The 20,358-nt window shown below is 58.4% G+C and carries 19 protein-coding genes, 3 tRNA genes and 1 pseudogene; 12 read left to right on the top strand and 11 right to left on the bottom strand.

Annotated features, from left to right (window positions below):
* Positions 1–19: 19 nt before the first annotated feature.
* A complete protein-coding gene (gene acuI, locus ACZZ0B_RS10830) occupies positions 20–1,003 on the bottom strand; it encodes an acrylyl-CoA reductase (NADPH) (RefSeq protein WP_463545147.1) in 984 nt (327 codons plus the stop codon).
* A 188-nt stretch (positions 1,004–1,191) separates the two neighbouring features.
* On the opposite strand from acuI, the gene ACZZ0B_RS10825 reads away from it, so the two are divergent.
* The 11 genes and pseudogenes from ACZZ0B_RS10825 to ACZZ0B_RS10775 all read left to right on the top strand — a co-directional run bounded on the left by ACZZ0B_RS10825 (position 1,192) and on the right by ACZZ0B_RS10775 (position 11,627).
* Entirely contained in the window at positions 1,192–3,642 is a 2,451-nt protein-coding gene (locus ACZZ0B_RS10825) for an autotransporter (RefSeq protein WP_463545146.1), read from the top strand.
* A gap of 100 nt (positions 3,643–3,742) precedes the next feature.
* Positions 3,743–4,822: an NAD(P)H-dependent flavin oxidoreductase gene (locus tag ACZZ0B_RS10820; protein ID WP_463545145.1), complete on the top strand. Its 1,080-nt coding sequence runs from the start codon at positions 3,743–3,745 to the stop codon at positions 4,820–4,822.
* A 155-nt stretch (positions 4,823–4,977) separates the two neighbouring features.
* The gene (gene modA, locus ACZZ0B_RS10815; RefSeq protein WP_008082689.1) at positions 4,978–5,745 is read left to right on the top strand and encodes a molybdate ABC transporter substrate-binding protein; all 768 of its coding nucleotides are present in this window, start codon (positions 4,978–4,980) and stop codon (positions 5,743–5,745) included.
* Positions 5,746–6,426 (top strand): molybdate ABC transporter permease subunit, encoded by a 681-nt coding sequence (gene modB / locus ACZZ0B_RS10810; protein WP_008082690.1) that lies wholly within the window; start codon positions 5,746–5,748, stop codon positions 6,424–6,426.
* 3 nt (positions 6,427–6,429) lie between these two features.
* Positions 6,430–7,509: a molybdenum ABC transporter ATP-binding protein gene (gene modC / locus ACZZ0B_RS10805; protein ID WP_463545144.1), complete on the top strand. Its 1,080-nt coding sequence runs from the start codon at positions 6,430–6,432 to the stop codon at positions 7,507–7,509.
* A 72-nt stretch (positions 7,510–7,581) separates the two neighbouring features.
* Positions 7,582–8,619: a DNA topoisomerase IB gene (locus tag ACZZ0B_RS10800; RefSeq protein ID WP_463546927.1), complete on the top strand. Its 1,038-nt coding sequence runs from the start codon at positions 7,582–7,584 to the stop codon at positions 8,617–8,619.
* A 260-nt stretch (positions 8,620–8,879) separates the two neighbouring features.
* Positions 8,880–9,233: pseudogene (locus tag ACZZ0B_RS10795) on the top strand (ATP-binding cassette domain-containing protein); the annotation flags it as partial.
* Between the two features lie 90 nt (positions 9,234–9,323).
* Positions 9,324–10,403, top strand: a complete 1,080-nt coding sequence (locus ACZZ0B_RS10790; RefSeq protein ID WP_463546926.1) for an ATP-binding cassette domain-containing protein — start codon at positions 9,324–9,326, stop codon at positions 10,401–10,403.
* A 71-nt stretch (positions 10,404–10,474) separates the two neighbouring features.
* Positions 10,475–10,705, top strand: coding sequence for a hypothetical protein (locus ACZZ0B_RS10785; RefSeq protein WP_158834930.1), 231 nt, complete (start codon positions 10,475–10,477; stop codon positions 10,703–10,705).
* A 121-nt stretch (positions 10,706–10,826) separates the two neighbouring features.
* On the top strand, positions 10,827–11,057 hold the full coding sequence (locus ACZZ0B_RS10780; RefSeq protein WP_008082703.1) for a hypothetical protein: 231 nt from the start codon (positions 10,827–10,829) through the stop codon (positions 11,055–11,057).
* Positions 11,058–11,342: 285 nt separating this feature from the next.
* Positions 11,343–11,627, top strand: a complete 285-nt coding sequence (locus tag ACZZ0B_RS10775; RefSeq protein ID WP_463545143.1) for a hypothetical protein — start codon at positions 11,343–11,345, stop codon at positions 11,625–11,627.
* 120 nt (positions 11,628–11,747) lie between these two features.
* Here ACZZ0B_RS10775 and ACZZ0B_RS10770 read toward each other — a convergent pair whose 3' ends face one another.
* The 9 genes from ACZZ0B_RS10770 to ACZZ0B_RS10730 all read right to left on the bottom strand — a co-directional run bounded on the left by ACZZ0B_RS10770 (position 11,748) and on the right by ACZZ0B_RS10730 (position 17,272).
* Positions 11,748–12,119, bottom strand: a complete 372-nt coding sequence (locus ACZZ0B_RS10770) for a c-type cytochrome (protein WP_463545142.1) — start codon at positions 12,117–12,119, stop codon at positions 11,748–11,750.
* Between the two features lie 226 nt (positions 12,120–12,345).
* Positions 12,346–12,432, bottom strand: a tRNA-Leu gene (locus ACZZ0B_RS10765).
* 193 nt (positions 12,433–12,625) lie between these two features.
* Positions 12,626–12,699: transfer RNA gene (locus tag ACZZ0B_RS10760), tRNA-Cys, on the bottom strand.
* A 47-nt stretch (positions 12,700–12,746) separates the two neighbouring features.
* Positions 12,747–12,822, bottom strand: a tRNA-Gly gene (locus ACZZ0B_RS10755).
* Positions 12,823–12,882: 60 nt separating this feature from the next.
* Positions 12,883–13,443, bottom strand: a complete 561-nt coding sequence (pgsA, locus tag ACZZ0B_RS10750) for a CDP-diacylglycerol--glycerol-3-phosphate 3-phosphatidyltransferase (RefSeq protein ID WP_008080159.1) — start codon at positions 13,441–13,443, stop codon at positions 12,883–12,885.
* A gap of 32 nt (positions 13,444–13,475) precedes the next feature.
* The gene (gene uvrC / locus ACZZ0B_RS10745; protein WP_463545141.1) at positions 13,476–15,299 is read right to left on the bottom strand and encodes an excinuclease ABC subunit UvrC; all 1,824 of its coding nucleotides are present in this window, start codon (positions 15,297–15,299) and stop codon (positions 13,476–13,478) included.
* A gap of 2 nt (positions 15,300–15,301) precedes the next feature.
* Positions 15,302–15,943 (bottom strand): response regulator transcription factor GacA, encoded by a 642-nt coding sequence (gene gacA, locus ACZZ0B_RS10740; protein WP_024012761.1) that lies wholly within the window; start codon positions 15,941–15,943, stop codon positions 15,302–15,304.
* Between the two features lie 127 nt (positions 15,944–16,070).
* Positions 16,071–16,514: a GNAT family N-acetyltransferase gene (locus ACZZ0B_RS10735; protein WP_008080157.1), complete on the bottom strand. Its 444-nt coding sequence runs from the start codon at positions 16,512–16,514 to the stop codon at positions 16,071–16,073.
* Positions 16,511–17,272, bottom strand: coding sequence for a carbon-nitrogen hydrolase family protein (locus tag ACZZ0B_RS10730; protein WP_463545140.1), 762 nt, complete (start codon positions 17,270–17,272; stop codon positions 16,511–16,513). The genes ACZZ0B_RS10735 and ACZZ0B_RS10730 overlap by 4 nt, the downstream gene beginning before the upstream one ends.
* Positions 17,273–17,888: 616 nt before the next feature.
* On the opposite strand from ACZZ0B_RS10730, the gene ACZZ0B_RS10725 reads away from it, so the two are divergent.
* Positions 17,889–18,965, top strand: a complete 1,077-nt coding sequence (locus tag ACZZ0B_RS10725) for a 3-deoxy-7-phosphoheptulonate synthase (RefSeq protein ID WP_463545139.1) — start codon at positions 17,889–17,891, stop codon at positions 18,963–18,965.
* Between the two features lie 47 nt (positions 18,966–19,012).
* On the opposite strand, the gene ACZZ0B_RS10720 is transcribed toward ACZZ0B_RS10725, so the two are convergent.
* A complete protein-coding gene (locus tag ACZZ0B_RS10720) occupies positions 19,013–20,203 on the bottom strand; it encodes a hypothetical protein (RefSeq protein WP_463545138.1) in 1,191 nt (396 codons plus the stop codon).
* Positions 20,204–20,358: the final 155 nt, after the last annotated feature.

Genomic DNA, 20,358 nt, shown 5'->3' with positions numbered 1-20,358 from the left:
CGCGATGGCGCTTACTGTGTCAGCGATTGACGTCTACCACAACCCGTCCGCGCAGCTGTCCCGCGAGCAATTCTGGCGCTGCGTCAATCGCTTCGCTCAAGGCGATTTCGTGACTGATCAATGACAACAAGGCGAAGTCCAGATCCCTCGCTAAACGATCCCAGGCGTGCAAACGTCGCGCTTTGGGCTGGGTGACACTATTAACCCCGGCCAGCGTAACGCCACGCAAAATGAACGGCGCCACGGACGCCGGAAAATCCATGCCCTGGGCCAGACCGCACGCAGCAACCGTGCCTTCGGCGCATGTACTGGCACAAGCATTCGCCAGCGTGTGGCTGCCGACAGAGTCGATCACCGCCGCCCAGCGTTCTTTGACCAAGGGTTTGCCCGGCTCGGACAACGTGGCGCGATCAATGATTTCGCTGGCGCCCAATTGCCGCAGATATTCATGCTCGGCCACCCGGCCAGTGGACGCTACGACGCGATAGCCGAGCTGGCTGAGCAGCGCGATGGCGAAACTGCCGACACCGCCATTGGCGCCCGTGACCAGCACCTCGCCCTGATCCGGCGTCACGCCGTTGTGCTCCAGCGCCAGAATGCACAGCATCGCCGTATAACCCGCGGTGCCGATGGCCATCGCTTGCGCTGCGGTAAAGGCTTTGGGCAACGGGATCAACCAGTCGCCATTGAGTCGGACTTTCTGTGCCAACCCGCCCCAATGGTTTTCGCCCACTCCCCAACCATTGAGCAGGACGTGGTCGCCGACTTTATAGTCGGGGTGCGAGCTGACCTCGACCGTTCCGGCCAGATCGATCCCCGGCACCATCGGAAACTTGCGCACCACCGGGCTGCTGCCGGTAATCGCCAGACCATCCTTGAAATTCAGCGTGCTGTAGGCGACGCGCACCGTTACATCGCCTTCGGGCAACTGATCGTCATTGAGTTGCTGAAGATTGGCGCGATAACCGCTGTCGTCTTTGTCGATCACAATGGCATTGAACATGATGGCCTCGCAGGACGGATTTTCAGAATGTCGTGCCTTGAAATACCACATCGCAACACATTGCCACACTCGACTTTCTGCCAATCCGCGAATCGACCGGGTATTTCCATGACGGGCGACTATGCTTTTTCGACGACCGTGGATTCGCGGTTTTTCCCCAGGCAAACGGTCTGTCGATGGAGCTGACAATGTCTTACCCGCGTGCGCTGTTCATGATGTTGATGGTGGGTCTGCTGAGCATTGGCAATACCTGGGCGGCGCCTGCCAGCAAGGCTAACGAGGCGGCACCGAGCGAGCCGGCCTGGCCTCAGGTCATCACCAGCGGCAAGGCCAAACTGACGGTGTACCAGCCGCAACTCGACAGTTGGGATGGCTACACCCTGAACGCGCGCGCCGCCGTCGAAGCCAGTGGTGCCGATGGCAAATCCACCTACGGTATCGTCCAGTTCAGTGCCCACACACTCGTCGACAAGGCCACGCGCTGGGTCGCGCTCGACCAGTACAAGATCATCAAGGCGGATTTCCCGGCGGATGCCAGTCAATCGCAGACCTGGCTCGCGGCCCTGCAGAAAGACGCCGACAGTCGCAAGAAAACCATTTCGCTGGATCAACTGGAAGCGGCCGTCGGCGTGCTCTCGGCAGAACAGAAAGCCGACAGCGCGCCACTGGAAAATACCCCGCCCACCATCATGAGTTCCGATGTCCCGGCGCTGCTGGTGTACATCGACGGCGATGCGGCCTATCGGCCTGTCGAAGGCACCGACTTGCAGCGCGTGATCAACACGCGCCCGCTGCTGCTCAAGGATGCGCAAGGCAAACACTATCTGCATGTCTTCGATGGCTGGATGGTTGCCGACCGGTTGAACGGTGATTACGCCCTCCTGCCCTCGCCACCCGCCGAACTGGAGCAAGCCAAACAGGCCGCGATCAAGAGTCGGCAAGTCGATTTGCTGACCGGTCAGAGTGATCCCAAAGACAAGGTCCCCAGTCTGGCCAAACCGCCGCAACCGAAAATTTTCATCGCCACCACACCTACCGAACTGCTCGTCACCGATGGCGCCGCGCAATGGTTGCCGATTCAGGGCACCCGCCTGTTGTACGTGAGCAACACCACCGGACACATCTTCAAGGAGATTGGCGACCAGAACAGTTACGTGCTGATCTCCGGGCGTTGGTTCCGCGCCAATGACATGAAGGGACCATGGACGTTTACCCCGGCGGATAAACTGCCTGCAGATTTCGCCAACATTCCCGATGACAGCCCGAAAGAGAACGTCAAAGCCTCGGTAGCCGGCACCCCGCAAGCCAAGGAAGCCGCCATTGCTGCGACGATTCCGCAGACTTCGGCAATCAAGAAAAGCGCTGTGAAAATGACCGCGCCACAGTTCGATGGCGAGCCACAACTCAAAGCCATCAACAGCACGCCATTGCAATACGTGGTCAACAGCGCCACGCCGATTATCCGCGTCGACAACGCCAGTTGGTACGCGGTGGAAAACGGTATCTGGTTCACCTCCACCACGGTCAACGGCCCCTGGGTTGTGGCCGGCGCCGTGCCGGCAGTGATCTACTCGATTCCGCCAAGCTCGCCCATGCATTACCTCACCTACGTCAAAGTCTACGAGGCCAGTGGCGACACCGTGGTGGTCGGTTACACCCCCGGTTACCAGGGTTCCAATCTGGACCCGGCCACCGGCGTCGTGGTCTATGGCACCGGTTATCCATATACGCCGTGGGTGGGCAACGTCTGGTATGGGCCACCCGTCACTTACGGCTTCGGTGTCGCCATCCGCTACACACCCTGGACAGGCTGGACGTTCGGTTTCGGTTTCGGCTGGAGCTGGGGAGGCAGCACGGTCGCGATGGGTTGGGGATGGGGCGCCTATCCGTGGTGGGGCAATTACGGCTGGGGTTACGCCTGGGGCCCGCACTTGTATCCCGCGCCGCTGGCGTGGGGCGGCGCGGCTTACGGTTATCACGGTGGCGCAGTGGCCTGGGGGCCCGGCGGCTGGGCAGGTACCACCGGCAATATTTATCATCAGTGGGGAGATCGAGCGACTGTCAGCCGCTACGGCGCAGGTTATAACGCCTGGACGGGCAATCGCTGGGCCGGTCAGGTCGGTTCCTCCTACAACTCGCGCACCGGGGTCGCCGCTGCCGGGCAACGTGGCGCAGTACACAACGTCTACACCGGTAACTACGCCGCCGGGCGCAGCGGTGAAGTGGTCGGCCCGAACGGTGGGGCGATCGCCGGTGGCCGCGTGACTGCGGGCAATGTGCGCAACGGTACGCAAGTGACGGCCAATCGCGGCGCGGTCTACAACCCCAACACCGGCAACACCACGCAATTTGGCGGCATTCATGGACGCAACGGCGGTGCCGCGCACATCGGTGACAACGTTTACGCCGGCCACGATGGCAACGTGTACAAGAAGACCGACAACGGTTGGCAGTCAATGGTCGGGGGCGGCGGCACACGAACAGCACCGATCAACAACAATGCGCAATTGCAGAACCTCAACCGTGAATCCGCTGCACGCAATTTTGGTAACCAGCGCACCAACAACTTTCACAACTCTTCGCAATTCATGAACCATTCGTTTGGCGGCGGTGGAGGTGGCGGTTTTCACCGACGCTGAAAACCTGAACAACAGGTTCTGAATTTCGAACTGGCTCTGAGCCGGGTTTTACTGTTAAAAAACCGGCTCTGCCCGTTTCGTTGTTCGGAGAACCGCTGTCATGAGCCAATGGCCCGATACCCGCATTCTTGATCTTTTCGGCATCGAATTGCCGATCATTCAGGCGCCGATGGCCGGTGCGACGAACGCATCCATGGTGATCGCCGTGTGCAACGCCGGTGGCCTCGGCTCTATGCCGGCGGCGATGCTGAGCATCGAGCAATTGCGCGAAGCCCTGCAGACCATTCGTCAACACACCACCAAACCGTTCAACGTCAATTTCTTCTGCCATCAGCCTCCAGCGGCGGATGAGCAACGCGCCAGTGACTGGAAGAATCTGCTGGAACCTTACTACCGTGAACTGGGCGTCGATTTTGATGCGCCGACGCCGGTGTCCAACCGCGCGCCATTCGATGCGGCGGCATGCGAAGTGCTGGAAGAGTTTCGCCCGCAGGTGGTGAGCTTTCACTTCGGTCTGCCGGAGCAATCCTTGCTTGATCGGGTCAAGGCCACGGGAGCGAAAATTCTGTCCTCGGCCACCACTGTCGAAGAAGCCGTATGGCTGGAGCACAACGGTTGTGATGCGATCATCGCCATGGGCTATGAGGCTGGCGGTCATCGCGGGATGTTTCTCAGTGAAGATTTGAGCAGCCAGGTTGGCACGTTTGCGCTGCTGCCGCAGGTCGTCGATGCCGTGAGTGTGCCGGTGATTGCCGCCGGGGCTATTGCTGATCCTCGGGGTGTCGCGGCAGCATTCATGTTGGGCGCAGCTGCGGTGCAAGTGGGCACGGCCTATCTGTTCACGCCAGAAGCGAAGGTCAGTGCCGCGCATCACCAGGCCCTGCGTTCTGCCAAAGAAAGTGAAACCGCCGTCACCAATCTTTTTACCGGTCGCCCGGCGCGGGGTATTCTCAACCGCGTGATGCGCGAGCTGGGCCCGATGTCGCCGGCGGCACCGGCCTTTCCGTTGGCCGGAGGCGCGTTGATGCCATTGCGGGCGAAAAACGAATCGCAGTTTGCCAACCTCTGGGCCGGACAGGCATTCACGTTGGGTCGCGATGTCAGCAGCGCGGAGCTGACACGGCAATTGGCCGAGGGTGGACTGCAGAAACTGACTCAGGGTCAAGAGCGATCACGATGAGCGATGCCACCCCTGTTGGCATTGCTTAAAGCAACACTTTCCGTTTAGCGGCATTTCGCTATATATTTCGCTATATAGCGATTTCACCCCTCGCATCGGGCGGTCCACCTCCAACAATAACTGCCCTCTGCACACGCCAACAACGGAGCTGTTACATGACCATTCGTGCCTCACGTTTTGCCCCTACCTGCCTGGCCACCTTGTTGGCGGTGTTTGCCGTCGGTGCCGCCCAGGCTGATGAAGTGCAAGTGGCTGTCGCAGCCAACTTCACCGCACCGATCCAGGCGATCGCCGCCGATTTCGAAAAAGACACCGGGCACAAACTGGTCGCAGCCTACGGCGCCACCGGTCAGTTCTACACCCAGATCAAAAACGGCGCGCCGTTTGAAGTGTTCCTCTCGGCAGACGACACCACTCCGGAAAAACTCGAGAAGGAAGGCGATACCGTCAAAGGCTCGCGCTTCACTTACGCCATCGGCACCCTGGCGCTGTGGTCGGCGAAAGAAGGTTACGTTGACGCCAAAGGCGAAGTTCTGAAAAAGAACGAATACCAGCACCTGTCTATCGCCAATCCAAAAGCGGCGCCATACGGTCTGGCTGCCACCCAAGTGCTGGAAAAGCTCAAGCTGACCGAAGCAACCAAAACCAAAATCGTTGAAGGCCAGAACATCACTCAGGCCTACCAGTTTGTTTCCACCGGTAACGCCGAGCTGGGCTTCGTTGCCCTGTCGCAGATCTTCAAGGATGGCAAAGTCACCAGCGGCTCGGCGTGGATCGTGCCGGCCAGCATGCACGACCCGATCAAACAGGACGCGGTAATCCTCAACAAAGGCAAAGACAACGCCGCCGCCAAGGCCCTGGTTGAATACCTCAAAGGTCCGAAAGCCGCGGCGGTGATCAAGTCTTACGGCTATCAGCTCTAAATGTCGCTGACGAGTGCCGATTTCGCGGCGATCTGGCTGACCCTGAAACTGGCGTCCCTGACCACCGCGATCCTGCTGGTGGTCGGCACTCCGATTGCCCTGTGGTTGTCGCGCACCCGTTCCTGGTTGCGCGGCCCGATCGGGGCGATCGTCGCCCTGCCCCTCGTGTTGCCGCCGACTGTGATCGGCTTTTACCTGCTGTTGATGATGGGCCCGCACGGCTTTCTCGGCCAATTCACTCAATGGCTGGGCCTGGGCACCCTGACGTTCAGCTTCACTGGGCTGGTAATCGGTTCGGTGATCTATTCCATGCCGTTCGTGGTGCAACCGTTGCAAAACGCGTTCTCGGCGATCGGCACCCGCCCACTGGAAGTGGCCGCGACCTTGCGCGCCAATCCATGGGACACTTTTTTCAGCGTGATTCTGCCGCTCGCTCGCCCAGGATTTGTCACGGCGGCGATCCTCGGGTTCGCGCACACCGTCGGTGAATTCGGCGTCGTGCTGATGATCGGCGGCAACATCCCCGACAAGACTCGCGTGGTTTCGGTGCAGATCTACGATCACGTCGAAGCCATGGAATACGCACAAGCGCACTGGCTGGCCGGTGCGATGCTGGTGTTTTCGTTCCTGGTGTTGCTGGCGCTGTACTCCAGCCGCAAGACTCGCGCTGGCTGGAGCTGATCAATGATCGATGCACGTCTGCAACTGGCTTATTCCGGCTTCAACCTCGACGTCGACCTGCATTTGCCGGGTCGCGGCGTCTCCGCGCTGTTCGGCCATTCCGGCTCAGGCAAGACCACTTGCCTGCGTTGCATTGCCGGGCTTGAACGCGCCGAACACGGTTTCGTGCAAATCAACGACGAAATCTGGCAGGACAGCGATAACGGCATTTTTGTCCCGCCACACAAGCGCGCACTGGGTTATGTGTTTCAGGAATCCAGCCTTTTTCCACACTTGTCCGTGCTGGCCAATCTGCAATTCGGCCTCAAGCGCATTGCCAGATCCCAGCGTCGCGTCGACATGGCGCAAGCCACCGAACTGCTCGGCATTGGCCATTTACTTGAACGTCATCCGCAGCATTTGTCCGGGGGTGAACGCCAGCGGGTCGGCATCGCCCGCGCCTTGCTGACCAGTCCGAAACTGCTGCTGATGGACGAACCCCTCGCCGCGCTCGACAGCCAGCGCAAAAACGAAATCCTCCCATACCTGCAACGCCTGCACGACGAACTGGATATTCCGGTGCTGTACGTCAGCCACGCGCAGGACGAAGTGGCCCGTCTGGCCGATCACCTGGTGTTGCTCAGCGAAGGCAAAGCGCTGGCCAGTGGCCCGATCGGCGAAACCCTTGCGCGCCTCGACCTGCCGATGGCCATGGGTGATGACGCGGGCGTGATCATCGAGGGGCAAGTCAGTGCCTACGATGCGGAGTATCAATTGCTCAGCCTGCAACTGCCCGCGACCGCAATGAACATCCGCGTGACGCACGCACCGATGTCAGTGGGCCAGGCCCTGCGCTGCAAGGTGCACGCGCGCGACATCAGTCTGACTCTGCAAAACAACGAACTCAGCAGCATCCTCAATCGCCTGCCGGTCACAGTGGTCAGCGAGCAGGCGGCGGAGAACGCCGCGCATGTGCTGATCCGTCTCGACGCCGGCGGGACGCCGTTGCTGGCGCGGATCACACGGTTCTCCCGGGATCAGTTGGGCGTGCATCCGGGCCAGCAACTCTGGGCGCAGATCAAGGCTGTCGCCGTACTCGCGTAAATCATTCGGCACCACGGCAACGGCGCGCGGTCAATGGTTTTACAGACCACCGCGCCACCGAAGGAAGCCGCCATGCCCGATACCGAGTTGATCGATGCTCTGCCATCCGACCTGCACTATGTCGATGACACGCAGCCCGGTATCACCCGCAAGAAACTGCGCGGTAAATTCAGTTATTACGAGCCGTCCGGCCAGCGCATCACCGATCCCGACGAGATCAAACGCATCAACGCCCTCGCCGTGCCGCCGGCTTACACCAATGTGTGGATCTGCCCCGACCCGCGCGGCCATCTGCAAGCGACCGGCCGTGATGCCCGTGGCCGCAAGCAATATCGCTATCACTCGCGCTGGCGCGAAGTGCGCGATGCTGACAAGTATTCGCGTCTGCGTGAATTCGGGCAGGCATTGCCAAAACTGCGCAAGCAACTGGAAACGCTGCTGGAGGCACCTGGATTCAGTCGCGACAAGGTCATGGCCACAGTGATCACCTTGCTCGACGCCACGCTCATTCGCGTCGGCAATACACAGTACGCCCGTGACAACCGCTCTTATGGTCTGACCACGCTGCGCAGCCGCCACGTTGAAGTCAACGGCAGTGCGATCCTGTTTCAGTTTCGCGGCAAAAGCGGCATCGAACACCAGATCACCGTCAAGGATCGGCGCCTGGCGCGCATCATCAAGCGCTGCCTGGAGATTCCCGGGCAAAACCTGTTTCAGTACCTGGATGAAAACGGTGAGCGACACACAGTCAGCTCTTCGGACGTCAACGCCTACCTGCAAACGCTCACCGGCGCCGACTTCACCGCCAAGGATTACCGCACCTGGGCCGGCAGCGCCCTCGCATTGGCGGTGCTGCGAGAGCTGAGCCATGAGACGGAGACTGAAGCCAAGCGGCATGTGGTGGAGATGGTCAAGGGTGTCGCCAAGCAGCTGGGCAATACGCCTGCGGTGTGTCGCAAGTGCTACATCCACCCCGCCGTGGTGGAAAAATTCATGCTCGGCGCCCTCGCCGAATTACCGCGACCGCGAATTCGCAAAGGCTTGCGTGCCGAGGAAGTGGCGCTGGCAATGTTTCTCGAACGCATGAGCGAGATGACAGACACGCCTTGATCGATTGCCCATCATCCTCTAGGCTAGCCACCTTTCCCCCTCCCAGGACGACCGCAGAAGTGAACAACCCGGCCCTTTAAAAATGCATTCGCGACACGCCGTCAACGGCACGTGTCAGTTTTCACGACATTTTTCTGGAGGTGCCGATGACTCACGTCTCGCGTACGCCTGCACTCGTCTCGCTGAACCAATTGAGCTTTCAATTCGCCAGCGGCGAGACGATTTTCGACGCACTGAATCTCACGTTCGATCACTTGCCGACCGCCATTGTGGGGCGCAACGGTGCCGGCAAAAGTGTGCTTGCACGGCTGATCGCCGGCCATCTGCAGCCTACTGCGGGCAGTGTGGTGCAAGCGGTTGCAGTGCGTTATATCCCACAGATATTCGTCACCACGCCCGGCCAGTCGATCGCCGAAGCGACGGGCACGGCTTCAGTGCTCGCGGCCTTGCAACGGCTGAAACTCGGTAGCGCCACCGATGACGATTTCGACACCATCGGTGAGCAATGGGATCTGGCAGAGCGCCTTCGCCAGCTTCTCGACGAGGCCGGGCTCAGTGAGCTCGATGCGACGGATCTGACGGAACATCTCAGCGGCGGTCAGCAGGCCCGGATCGCCCTGATTGGCGCACTGTTGAGCCAGGCGCAATTGCTGATACTCGATGAGCCCACCAATCATCTGGACAGCGCCGGCCGGCAATGGCTGATGAGCAGGCTCGAACAATGGCGCGGCGGTCTGATTGTGGTCAGCCATGATCGGCAGTTGCTGCAGCACATGCGCAGGATCGTCGAACTCACGTCGTTGGGCGCGACGGTGTTCAGCGGCTGTTACGCGGATTTCGTAGAACAACGCCAGCGCCAACGGGCGGCGGCTCAGGCGCAGCTCGATCAGGCACGCATTGAGCGCCAGCGGCACCGCGCGCGTCTGCAACGCGAGCACGACACGATCCAGTGTCACGCCGCCGGCAGCCGACGCAATGCCGAAACGGCCAACGTTTCCAGCATGGAGCGGTCGGCCATGAAAGCCGCCGCGAAGGAGATCATGGGCCAGATCAAAGTCGGCCATCAGGCCCGTAAAGCCGATCTGGACGAGCGCGTTCGCGAGGCATACGCCCGAGTCGTGCCGGATGATGGAGTGTTGATCAACCTGCCTGGCAGCGTTGTGCCCTGCGGTCGCCAAGTATGCACGCTGGTGGACGCCTGTCTGCCGTGGCTGCCGGCGGATGCATTGACCCGCCGCGTGAACCTGAACATCCACGGCCCGATGCGCATTGCTATCAGTGGCCCGAACGGCTGTGGCAAGTCGACCCTGCTGAAAATGCTCGCTACAGAACTGGCACCTGTGAGCGGTGAATGCAGCACCCATGTGCCTTTTGCGTTTCTCGATCAGCAACTGAAGCTACTGGATGCCCAAACCAGCATCGTTGAACAATTGCAGGCCCAGCAGACACCGCTCAACCAAGGCACCTTGCGCAGTTTCCTGGCCCAGTTGCAACTGAATGCACAGCGCGTGACGCAACCCTGTGACTTGCTCAGCGGCGGTGAACGCCTGAAAGCCGCTCTCGCCCTGGCGTTATGGCGCCAGACGCCGGCGCAACTGCTGTTGCTCGATGAACCGACCAATCACCTTGATCTGGCTTCGGTACAGGCATTTGAACAAGCCTTGCAGACATTTCCGGGCGCGATTGTCGCCGTTTCCCACGATCTGGCGTTTCTCCAGGGGTTGCATCCCAGCCATTGGCTCACTTGGCACCCCGCCGGCTGGCACTGGCAACCGACGAATTGAGCTGTCTATTTTTTGCACGATTGCCGCAGGCTTCTATAGTTGATCTGACACGAATCAACTGCGGTGACGCCATGGAAGACATTTTCGTCGTGAAGCGTTGCAACAAGATCATTATTCACGGTCGGCGCGCCGGCGAAAGCCAGCACGATCCCGCCGAAGCCATTGGCTGGTTTCGCATCTGCGACACCCGCACCGGCGGTTTCATCGGCGACGGCTACGACGCCCAGGAGGACGCACAGCGCGAATGTCAGCGCCTCAATGCAGTCAGTTCGCCCATACCGGCCCGCGAGGTTTCCGGCTGATGCCGATCATAACCGGGTCTATACTGAAACCAGCTGAAGGAGCAGCACCCCAACGGCACAAGGCTCGCCACTCGCGGGCTTTTTGCTGCAGCTCAGCGGTTTCATAGAACGGAGGTGTTCCATGTCCGAAAAAGAGTCCATCACCACCCTCCTCACCCTGCTCGACGCCCGGCAGGCGCGCCTCGCAGCCGCTTGCAAGGAGATCGCCGATTGGGTCGATCACCAAGGCGGCCATCCGACAGCCCTGCGCATTCGCGATCGGCTGAACGACATCGAGAAGGATGCCCCGCTGATTCGCAACACGTTGTCGGCGCTCAAACCTGTGGATCGGCCACTGCCACGCTTCAGATAATCATCACGGTACCAACCCATCGCCCCGCCGCAAGGTTCGCGGGGCGTTGAACGGCAATTGCAGTGTTGTCGAGTGATCGATTGCGCGGCACTTTCAGACTTTCCTGGTCAAACTGTTTCTTTTCACACAATCCTCACATCTGCGCGCTTACAGTGAATTCACTCCTTTAGTGATTCCCTTTAACGCCCGCCCGCATGCGGGTGTTTTTTTGCCGATAGTTCGCCTGCCGAACAGTCATGGCTGTCAGTTGTCATAACTTTGTACACGTCACGAAGGAGACAGTTCATGGTTATCCATTTCAACGTCGACGGGCATCTGGCCTGTGGCCATAAAGGCAAACACCTCACTGCCAGTCGCGAACTCAATCGCGTGAAATGCCGCAGCTGCCGCAACACCGATGCCTACAAACAAGCGCGAAAAGATCAACGCAACAACGCACGCCGTGTCGCCCGTCAGGCAAAAACCACGCACCACGCCGTCAACTGGCGCGCGGAGTGGACTGAACGCCTGGCCGGGATGGCCGGACGGCAACGCTTGCCTCGTGGCTTTGCCCGGCAAGCGTACGTTTAAACCTGCATAAAAAATGGGCCGATAAAATCGGCCCATTTGCGTTAGTTGTTCCCTGACAATTTTTAACTCGTCCGTTTCCGATCGTGTTCACGCGAGTCTGCGCTCTCTACGTAACTTCACCTACTTAACAATCACGCCTCTCATGTATTGATTCAGATCTCGTAGATCATTAACAGTCCAAGCATGGGGCACCAGCTTTACACCATTCTCTCGCAACGTTTTGGGGATCAAGTCCCCATTCGGGCGAAGTATGATCGATGACACGATAACGCCTGGATAATCACTGAATCGCTTCTTGAAGGCAGAAGTGGTCAGGTCAGGCGTAGGCGGATTGCTTTTATGGGCCAGCGGGCCGGTTCCTTTAATCTCGGCTCCATGACACATGGCACATCTCTGTGTATAGAGCGCTTTGCCATTGGCCGTATCCCCGAAGGACAATGAGGTTTGAACCAGTGTTACCAGCGCTAACGACGCGGCGAATAATATTTTCATCCTTGATGCAGCCTTAATCCTGGCAAAAGATGACGCGCGATTGGCATCAGCTATAGAAAGGGCGAAACAGTTTTGATGCGGCGCACAGACGACCAAGCCGTACGTCCACGATCGAAAGGCAAAAAGTAATGCCTAGCAAGTGAATTGCGCACCCACATCAAAATAACCGACCGGAAACAAACAAGGGCTTGCATCAGCTTTCGCCCGCAAACCCTTGATTTTAAGATGGTGCCCGAAGCCGGAATCGAACCGGCACGCCCTTACGAGCGGGGGATTTTAAGTCCCATGCGTCTACCAGTTTCGCCATTCGGGCGGTAGCGCGGTGTTGCCGCTGCATTGCTCAAGTCGCGACCTGACGGGAAACAGGCTTGAGCAGCAGAGCGGGAAATATATACATCACTTCCCGCTGAAGCAAGTTCGCAATGGCCGTTTTCAAGACTAAATCTTTCGACACATTGGAAATAAAAAAGCTCCGTAAATCATGGATCTACGGAGCTTGTTTATAGTGGAGGCCGAGGTCGGAATCGAACCGGCGTAGGTGGATTTGCAATCCACTGCATAACCATTTTGCTACTCGGCCTCAAAACGTCTGTTATCAGTAGCACAACAACAAACGCGTTTTAAACTTGGAGCGGGAAACGAGACTCGAACTCGCGACCCCGACCTTGGCAAGGTCGTGCTCTACCAACTGAGCTATTCCCGCTTGGTGATGCGCATTCTATAGAATTAAGAAGCTCCGTCAACCCCTTGATTCAAAAAAGTTTTATTTCTTTTCGACATCAGTCTTCAGATGCGGCCAGGCCGCGCGAAGGTATTGAACCATCGACCACAGCGTCAGGCCTGCAGACACCATCAGCAAGGCATAGCCCAGAACGACCCAGAAACTGAAGTCCCGCGGATTGGCCAACAGGATAACCAGCGCAAGCATTTGCGCCGCGGTTTTCCATTTGCCGAGGTTGGAAACAGCAACATGGGCGCGAGCCCCGAGTTCGGCCATCCATTCGCGCAACGCCGACACCACGATCTCACGACCGATGATCACGGCGGCTGGCAACGTGAGCCAGAGATTGCCGTGCTCTTGCACCAGCAACACCAGCGCCACTGCCACCATGAGCTTGTCGGCCACCGGATCAAGGAACGCGCCAAACGGCGTGCTCTGCTCCAGGCGGCGGGCCAGATAACCATCCAGCCAGTCCGTCGCTGCCGCAAAGGCAAACACCGAGGCGGAGGCCATGTAACTCCACTGGTAAGGCAGATAGAACAGCAAAATGAAGATCGGGATGAGCAGGACGCGTAGAACGGTAATCAGATTAGGGATATTCATCGGCACAACTGGCTACGAGGTGAGGGGGCATTCTACTCGCTATGCAGGTTCGCATAAATCGACTCTGCGAGCTTTTTACTGATCCCCGGGGCTTTGGCGATCTCTTCGATGCTTGCACGAGACAGTTCCTGCAATCCACCAAAATGTTTTAGCAAGTCGCGGCGCCGTGTCGGCCCGACTCCCGCAACGCCTTCCAGCGTTGAGTTTCGCCGGGTTTTGCCACGGCGAGCGCGGTGTCCCGTAATTGCGAAACGGTGGGCTTCGTCACGGATCTGCTGAATCAGGTGCAATGCCGGCGAATCACCACGCAAGGTGAACTCGTGCGCCGCATCATTCAGATACAACGTTTCGAAGCCCGCCTTTCGCGTTGCGCCCTTCGCCACCCCGAGCAGAATCAGATCGGGGACGGCCAGTTCATTGAGCACGTCACGCGCCATCGAAAGCTGGCCCTTGCCACCGTCCACCAACAGAATGTCCGGCAACTTGCCCTCGCCTTCCTTCAGCTTGCTGAAGCGTCGTGTCAACGCCTGGTGCATGGCGGCATAGTCATCACCTGCCGTGACACCTTCGATGTTATACCGCCGGTAATCCGATTTGATCGCGCCTTCCGGGCCAAATACCACGCAGGAGGCGACTGTCGCTTCGCCGCTGGAGTGACTGATGTCGTAACACTCCAGGCGCTGCGGTGGCTCATCCAGGTTCAGCACTTCAGCCAACGCGTCAAACCGCGCAGCGGTGTGTTGACGGTTGGCCAGGCGCGCGCCCAAAGCCTGTTCAGCGTTGGTAACCGCCAGTTGCTGCCAGCGCGCACGCGTCCCGCGCACCCGATGACTGATAGCCAGTTCGCGGCCACGCAGTTCATGAATCGCCTCGATCAGCGTCGGGAAGTCTTCGTGCACCACGTTGACGATCAATTCGCTCGGCAAATCGCGCTCCGGGCTGCTGATGAAGTATTGGCCGAGGAAGGCCGCCATGACTTCAGAGACATCCTCTTCAATCCCCACTTGCGGGAAGAAGTTCTTGCTGCCCAGCACGCGTCCGCCACGAACACTGATCAAATGTACGCAAGCGCCGCCCGGATTGACGAAGGCTGCAATGACATCGATATCACCCGTACCGCCCTCCATGCTCTGCTGATCCTGCACGCGACGCAGCAATGCAATCTGATCACGCAACTCGGCGGCGCGTTCGAACTCGAGATTGATCGCCGCCTCCTCCATTGCCGTGGACAGTTCATTGGTCAGGGCATGGCTGCGCCCCTCGAGAAACATCACCGAGTGCCGCACATCCTCGGCATAAACCTCAGGCTCGACCAGACCGACACAGGGCGCCTTGCAACGCTTGATCTGATATTGCAGGCACGGGCGTGTGCGGTTCTTGTAGTAACTGTCTTCGCACTGACGAACGAAAAAAGTCTTTTGCAGCAAACTGAGACTTTCACGAATGGCCCCGGCGCTCGGATATGGACCAAAGTACTTGCCCTTGGCCTTTTTCGCCCCGCGATGGATGCTCAGACGCGGAAACTGGCCGTCAGACAGAAAGACGTAAGGGTAGGATTTATCGTCGCGCAACAGAATGTTGTACGGCGGGCGCCATTCCTTGATCAGCGTTTGCTCTAGCAGCAGCGCTTCGGTTTCGTTGGCGGTGATGGTCGTTTCGACCTGCGCTATGCGCCCCACCAATGCGGCGGTTTTCGGTGCCAGGCCGGTCTTGCGGAAATAGCTGGCCAAGCGTTTTTTGAGGTTCTTGGCCTTGCCGACGTACAGCAGACGCGCATCGCTGTCGAACATCCGATAGACGCCGGGGCGCCCACTGACAGTCGACAGAAAAGCGCCGGAATCAAATGTTTCAGTCATGATCAGGCGCTGGCATCGACCATGCCATGGCGAACCGCTAAAAGCGTCAACTCGACATCGCTACTGATCGAAAGCTTCTCGAAAATACGGTAGCGGTAGGTGTTCACGGTTTTCGGGGACAGGCACAACTTGTCGGAAATTATCTGGACTTTCTGACAGCCGACAATCATCAAGGCGATTTGAATCTCCCGTTCGGACAAGGCATCGAACGGCGAATCGTTGGTCGGTTGAAAGGACTTGATTGCCAACTGTTGAGCAATCTGCGGACTGATGTAACGCTGGCCAGCGAATACCAGGCGAATGGCCTGAACCATTTCCGGCAGCCCCGCGCCCTTGGTCAGATAGCCGGCGGCTCCGGCCTGCAGCAACCTCGTAGGGAATGGGTCTTCCTCACAAACCGTCACGGCAACCACTTTGATGTCCGGATGACTGCGCAACAGTTTGCGCGTCGCTTCCAGGCCACCGATGCCAGGCATCTTGACATCCATCAGGACGACATCGGGTTTCAACTCACGCGCCTTGATCAGGGACTCTTCCCCGGACTCGGCCTGGCCGACCACTTGCAGGCCATCGATATCGGCCAGCATACGTGTAATGCCTGTACGAACGAGATCATGGTCATCGACCACTAGCACCCTAATCAAGCAGACACCTCGCGATATGGTCTTATTGGGATGCCGGACACCTTAGCAAAAAGTGCCAGACAGACCTAGCAGAAAGCCGCATTTAAAAAGTTTCAATTCATCTTTCAGAGCTTGCCAGCCGTGGGTTTCAGAGCACAGGTGTTCTTAAATCGAGCTGCATGCGCAAGAAACACTCATCTTTACCTTGAAGCTGTAGTCCTTTTCTCTGATACAAATTTTTTGCCGGATTATTTTCAAAGACCGTGAGACGCAGTGCCGGACGTCTTTCCTTGCTGGCTATCTCGATAACCTGATCAATTGCCCAGGAACCTGCCCCCTGCCCCTGAAACGCCTCAGCTATCTGCAGTTCTCGGATATACAAGGCACGAGCATCCCGACTGAGACTGAAAAAACCGATCGCCACTTCATCGCGACAGATCAACCAACTCTCTCGTCCAGACCACGCGACATCAAACGCGTCGTCCTGCCACAACAAATCATGCTGAATGTAATAACGCAGCATGTTCTGACAGGTGAGCGACCTGGCGAATGCCAAATCCTCAGGCGATGTGCGACGCAGCTGAAATGTCATACCGCTCGTACTACGGCAAGTACTTCACCCTGCCATACACCTTCGATTCTGCGGGCGACCACCAGGCAATCTCCGGAGCCTGGGGCCGATACAATCAGCGCACCATCCTCGGACCAGATCGCACTGCGCCCTGCCGACTGCCAGCCGCCGGTAAGGCCACCATGATTGGCCATCAGTACGGCCATTGAGTGCCGGCGAGCGTAGCCTTGTAGCAGCGCGGTGTCGGGCGCATAACCTGCTTCTCCGATTAATGCCCCGGCAGCATAAACGTTGGCCCCTAGGGCGCAGGCGTTCGCTGCGTGGCTGGCGTGGGAAAAGTCCGCGCAGACTGCCAGCGCAACGGTATCGCTGCCAATTTTCACGTTGGCCCCGCCGTTTCCAGGTGCAAAAATCAGCTCCTCCCCCGCATGCAAGTGTTGCTTGCTGTAAACACTGAGCGAGCCGTCTGCGCCTAACACCAGCGCGCCTATCACCACCGCTGAACGCGGCGTCAATCGAATCGGCATCCCCACGACAGCCGTAACACCAAGCTCTCGAGCAAGATCCCGTAGCGGTTGCAGCACGCCATCTTGCGGATCAATCGCCAATGCAGCGGCTACCTCGCCCTCATACCCGGTCAGCGACAACTCCGGAAATACCACCAATTCAACGCCCTGCTCCGCCGCCACTTCGATAAAGCGCAGGTGGCGATCGATATTGGCGGCGAGATCACCGGCAATGGAAATTGATTGGGCTGCGGCCATGGTCAGCGTCGACATGATGCGTCCTTGGGATAGAGGCAAAACACAGAGTGTGTCACACCGTGCTCAGCACTCAAGCGATAGGCAGATTAATGCGCATGCCATAGCATTTTCTGATTGCTGTGGCGTATCGGCCTCTAGTAAGCTCGGCGCATTCATCGGAGACAGATCATGTTCAACGCCCTACCACAGCTTCTGACGGCCAGCGCACTGCGCTCGGTTGCGGCTGCGCGTTTGAATGGCGTTTGCGCTCCTGCCAGCTTTTATTTTGGGTATTGGTTTAGCCACTGGCGCGCCTGATACCCACACGGCGCCCATAAAAACGGGTCGCCACCAGAGAATTCTCAACCCCCGGTCGGCCTCCCGACCGGGGGTTTTGTTTTTTCAGGCCCAAACTTTTTAGCAACACTCCAGACAATTTGAGGAATCACCCAATGAACTACGCCACTTATTACCGTTACGACATTTTTTCCGCCTGGCGATTTACCAGCCTCCGCTCGGGACAGCCTGCCGCCTCCGATCGGTCACCCACAGGTGGCAAGCACACACACGCAGCCCATACGGCCAATTGTCGAACACCCCAGTAGGGCCGAGTGCGCGGGAAGCCCCCGCCTCCAGCCCAGGAAGACCGAATATGAACTCCTCCGTTTCTGCTTTGCCACTGTCTACACTCGACTGCGCCAACGAGGCACTGACGTTACGTCTGCCGAGTTCGCTGCAACTCAAGCAGCAATTGCCCCTGAGCAATGCCCTGACCCTGCAGGTCGCCGCCCACCGCCAGGCGGCTCGGGCGATTCTCGATGGACAAGATCCACGCCTGCTGGTGATCGTTGGTCCTTGCTCGATCCATGACCCAAAATCCGCCCTCGAATACGCCGGCAAACTCGCCCGACTCGCCGATCAAGTCAGTGATGAAATGCTGCTGGTCATGCGCGCCTATGTCGAAAAACCGCGAACGACGGTTGGCTGGAAAGGCCTGGCATACGACCCCCACCTTGATGGCAGTGACGACATGGCGGCCGGCCTGACGCTGTCCCGTGAACTGATGCTGGGAATGATCCACCTGGGCCTCCCCGTCGCTACCGAACTGCTGCAACCCATGGCTGCCGGTTACTTCGATGACCTGTTGAGCTGGGTTGCCATCGGCGCCCGTACAACCGAATCCCAGATTCACCGCGAGATGGCCAGCGGATTGAACATGCCCGTCGGCTTCAAAAATGGTACCGACGGTGGCGTGGCCATCGCAGTCGATGCAATGCGTTCGGCAGCCCATCCACACAGGCATTTCGGTGTCGACAGCCAAGGTCATCCGGCAATCATTCAGTCAACCGGCAACCCGGACACCCACTTGGTGCTGCGTGGTGGCCATCAGGGCCCTAATTACGATCGAAACAGCGTCGAAAAAATCAGCGCCGAGCTCGCCCGACTGAAAATCCCGAGCCGGATCATGGTTGATTGCAGTCACGCCAACAGCGGTAAAGACCCTCTGCGCCAACCGGCCGTCTTCAACGATGTGCTGGAGCAACGCCTGCGGGGCGATCATTCGCTGATCGGCATGATGATCGAGTCACACCTGTTCGAAGGTTGCCAACCACTGAAGCCATCGCTGCAATACGGCGTCTCCATTACCGATGGATGCCTCGGCTTCAACGCGACAGAACGCTTGTTGCTGGATGCCGCACACCGCCTGAAAAACCAAAACCAGCGCTGAAGTGAAGATCAGACTTCCGGCGCATAGGGCGCCGGAAGCACAGAACGTTACTCCACGTGCACCTGCGTCACCTCGGATACCTGACTGACATCGTCCGTTCGCTCCACCGAATAGGCGATGCGCACTGTCGACCCCTGATGCTCACGCCAAAAACGATGAGGGACGATAAACACCAGCGGCTGTCCCGCCGAGTCGCGGGTGATTTCCCTATCGTCGCGGTGATTGAAGAAATCTCCATCGCACTTCAGATAGACCAACTCTCCTGCCTGTGCCTGAGCATTGCCGATCACCACGGTAATACCGTCGGTAGAATCCGCTATATCCAGAATGCCGTCTTGAGCCTCCAATACGTCCGGCGCAGCCAATCTTCCGCGAATCAGCGACGCGATAACCACTTTCGCGGACTCGGAGTCGCGCGCTTCGCCGCCTTTCGATTCAACCCGATATCGGACGAACGCCTCACTGCCAAGGTGCGCAACGAAACATTCAGGCGGGAGCCAGAACGACAGTGCTTCCCCCACCGCATAGGCCGCAACGGTCAACGCATCGTCAAATCCATTGTTCGGCGCACCTTGCCAGCTCAGCAGGACTCGATCGCCTTCTGCCATCCGTGCGTATGGCTGCAGGCTGACCCGTGCACCATCGGGGAATCTTTCGGGATCCAGAACACCGCCGACCGTGTCGTCGACACAAGGCGCAAGCAAATGAGTCCAAACATCTCCGACATCCATTTGCACACGTTCCGAAACAGCAGGTTCAGCGCATGTCGCACTGTAAAGCGTCCAGTAGATTTCCAGTGATCCGCCATCCAGCGCTGCGACGTGAACACCCTTGATGACGAATACAACGTCCTTGCCTACTTGCTCTTCGCTGATGAAGCGGGACACCTCGTGATGATAAGTGAAACCATCAATATCCAGCCCTTCCCAGTGCAGCAATAGCTTGTCACCGCAAGCCATGCCCGGATAAGGCGCAATCCGTGCAATGACTCTTTTCAAAGAGGGATCCAGTGCGGCATCCGTGACAGCATCGAGGGAAGGTACTGGCAAGCGTACGGTTGCCGCACGGATATCAATGCCTTCACCTGCCTGATAGCAAAACTCCAGAGTTGTCTCATCCACCTTGAAACTCAGCCGCCCCCGACCATTGAGTGAAATCCGACCATCCGGTGTGGCGCCTGACGCTCCACCGTTCTGCTGCGTTGACGGTATTTTCGAGTGTGCCTCATACAGAGTCATCGATGCCTCCATTCCTTGGAAAAAACGCCGTCTTCAATGACCGCGTCGACAGCCCTATTGAACGCTATTGCGCAACGCCAGGATGTCAGCCAAAGCGCTAAGTACGCGGGGCAAACACTGCCAGCAAGGTAGGCAAACAACTGAAAAACACCTCA

The organism is Pseudomonas sp. AC247 (assembly GCF_979258015.1).
Note: the sequence above shows the minus strand (reverse complement) of the source record. Positions and strands in the feature narration are given on the sequence as shown.

Excerpts from the sequence above, each read along its gene's own strand:
- acuI (WP_463545147.1), bottom strand. The coding sequence starts at position 1,003 with ATGTTCAATGCCATTGTGATCGACAAAGACGACAGCGGTTATCGCGCC.
- ACZZ0B_RS10825 (WP_463545146.1), top strand. The coding sequence starts at position 1,192 with ATGTCTTACCCGCGTGCGCTGTTCATGATGTTGATGGTGGGTCTGCTG.
- ACZZ0B_RS10820 (WP_463545145.1), top strand. The coding sequence starts at position 3,743 with ATGAGCCAATGGCCCGATACCCGCATTCTTGATCTTTTCGGCATCGAA.
- modA (WP_008082689.1), top strand. The coding sequence starts at position 4,978 with ATGACCATTCGTGCCTCACGTTTTGCCCCTACCTGCCTGGCCACCTTG.
- modB (WP_008082690.1), top strand. The coding sequence starts at position 5,746 with ATGTCGCTGACGAGTGCCGATTTCGCGGCGATCTGGCTGACCCTGAAA.
- modC (WP_463545144.1), top strand. The coding sequence starts at position 6,430 with ATGATCGATGCACGTCTGCAACTGGCTTATTCCGGCTTCAACCTCGAC.
- ACZZ0B_RS10800 (WP_463546927.1), top strand. The coding sequence starts at position 7,582 with ATGCCCGATACCGAGTTGATCGATGCTCTGCCATCCGACCTGCACTAT.
- ACZZ0B_RS10790 (WP_463546926.1), top strand. The coding sequence starts at position 9,324 with ATGAGCAGGCTCGAACAATGGCGCGGCGGTCTGATTGTGGTCAGCCAT.
- ACZZ0B_RS10785 (WP_158834930.1), top strand. The coding sequence starts at position 10,475 with ATGGAAGACATTTTCGTCGTGAAGCGTTGCAACAAGATCATTATTCAC.
- ACZZ0B_RS10780 (WP_008082703.1), top strand. The coding sequence starts at position 10,827 with ATGTCCGAAAAAGAGTCCATCACCACCCTCCTCACCCTGCTCGACGCC.
- ACZZ0B_RS10775 (WP_463545143.1), top strand. The coding sequence starts at position 11,343 with ATGGTTATCCATTTCAACGTCGACGGGCATCTGGCCTGTGGCCATAAA.
- ACZZ0B_RS10770 (WP_463545142.1), bottom strand. The coding sequence starts at position 12,119 with ATGAAAATATTATTCGCCGCGTCGTTAGCGCTGGTAACACTGGTTCAA.
- pgsA (WP_008080159.1), bottom strand. The coding sequence starts at position 13,443 with ATGAATATCCCTAATCTGATTACCGTTCTACGCGTCCTGCTCATCCCG.
- uvrC (WP_463545141.1), bottom strand. The coding sequence starts at position 15,299 with ATGACTGAAACATTTGATTCCGGCGCTTTTCTGTCGACTGTCAGTGGG.
- ACZZ0B_RS10735 (WP_008080157.1), bottom strand. The coding sequence starts at position 16,514 with ATGACATTTCAGCTGCGTCGCACATCGCCTGAGGATTTGGCATTCGCC.
- ACZZ0B_RS10730 (WP_463545140.1), bottom strand. The coding sequence starts at position 17,272 with ATGTCGACGCTGACCATGGCCGCAGCCCAATCAATTTCCATTGCCGGT.
- ACZZ0B_RS10725 (WP_463545139.1), top strand. The coding sequence starts at position 17,889 with ATGAACTCCTCCGTTTCTGCTTTGCCACTGTCTACACTCGACTGCGCC.
- ACZZ0B_RS10720 (WP_463545138.1), bottom strand. The coding sequence starts at position 20,203 with ATGACTCTGTATGAGGCACACTCGAAAATACCGTCAACGCAGCAGAAC.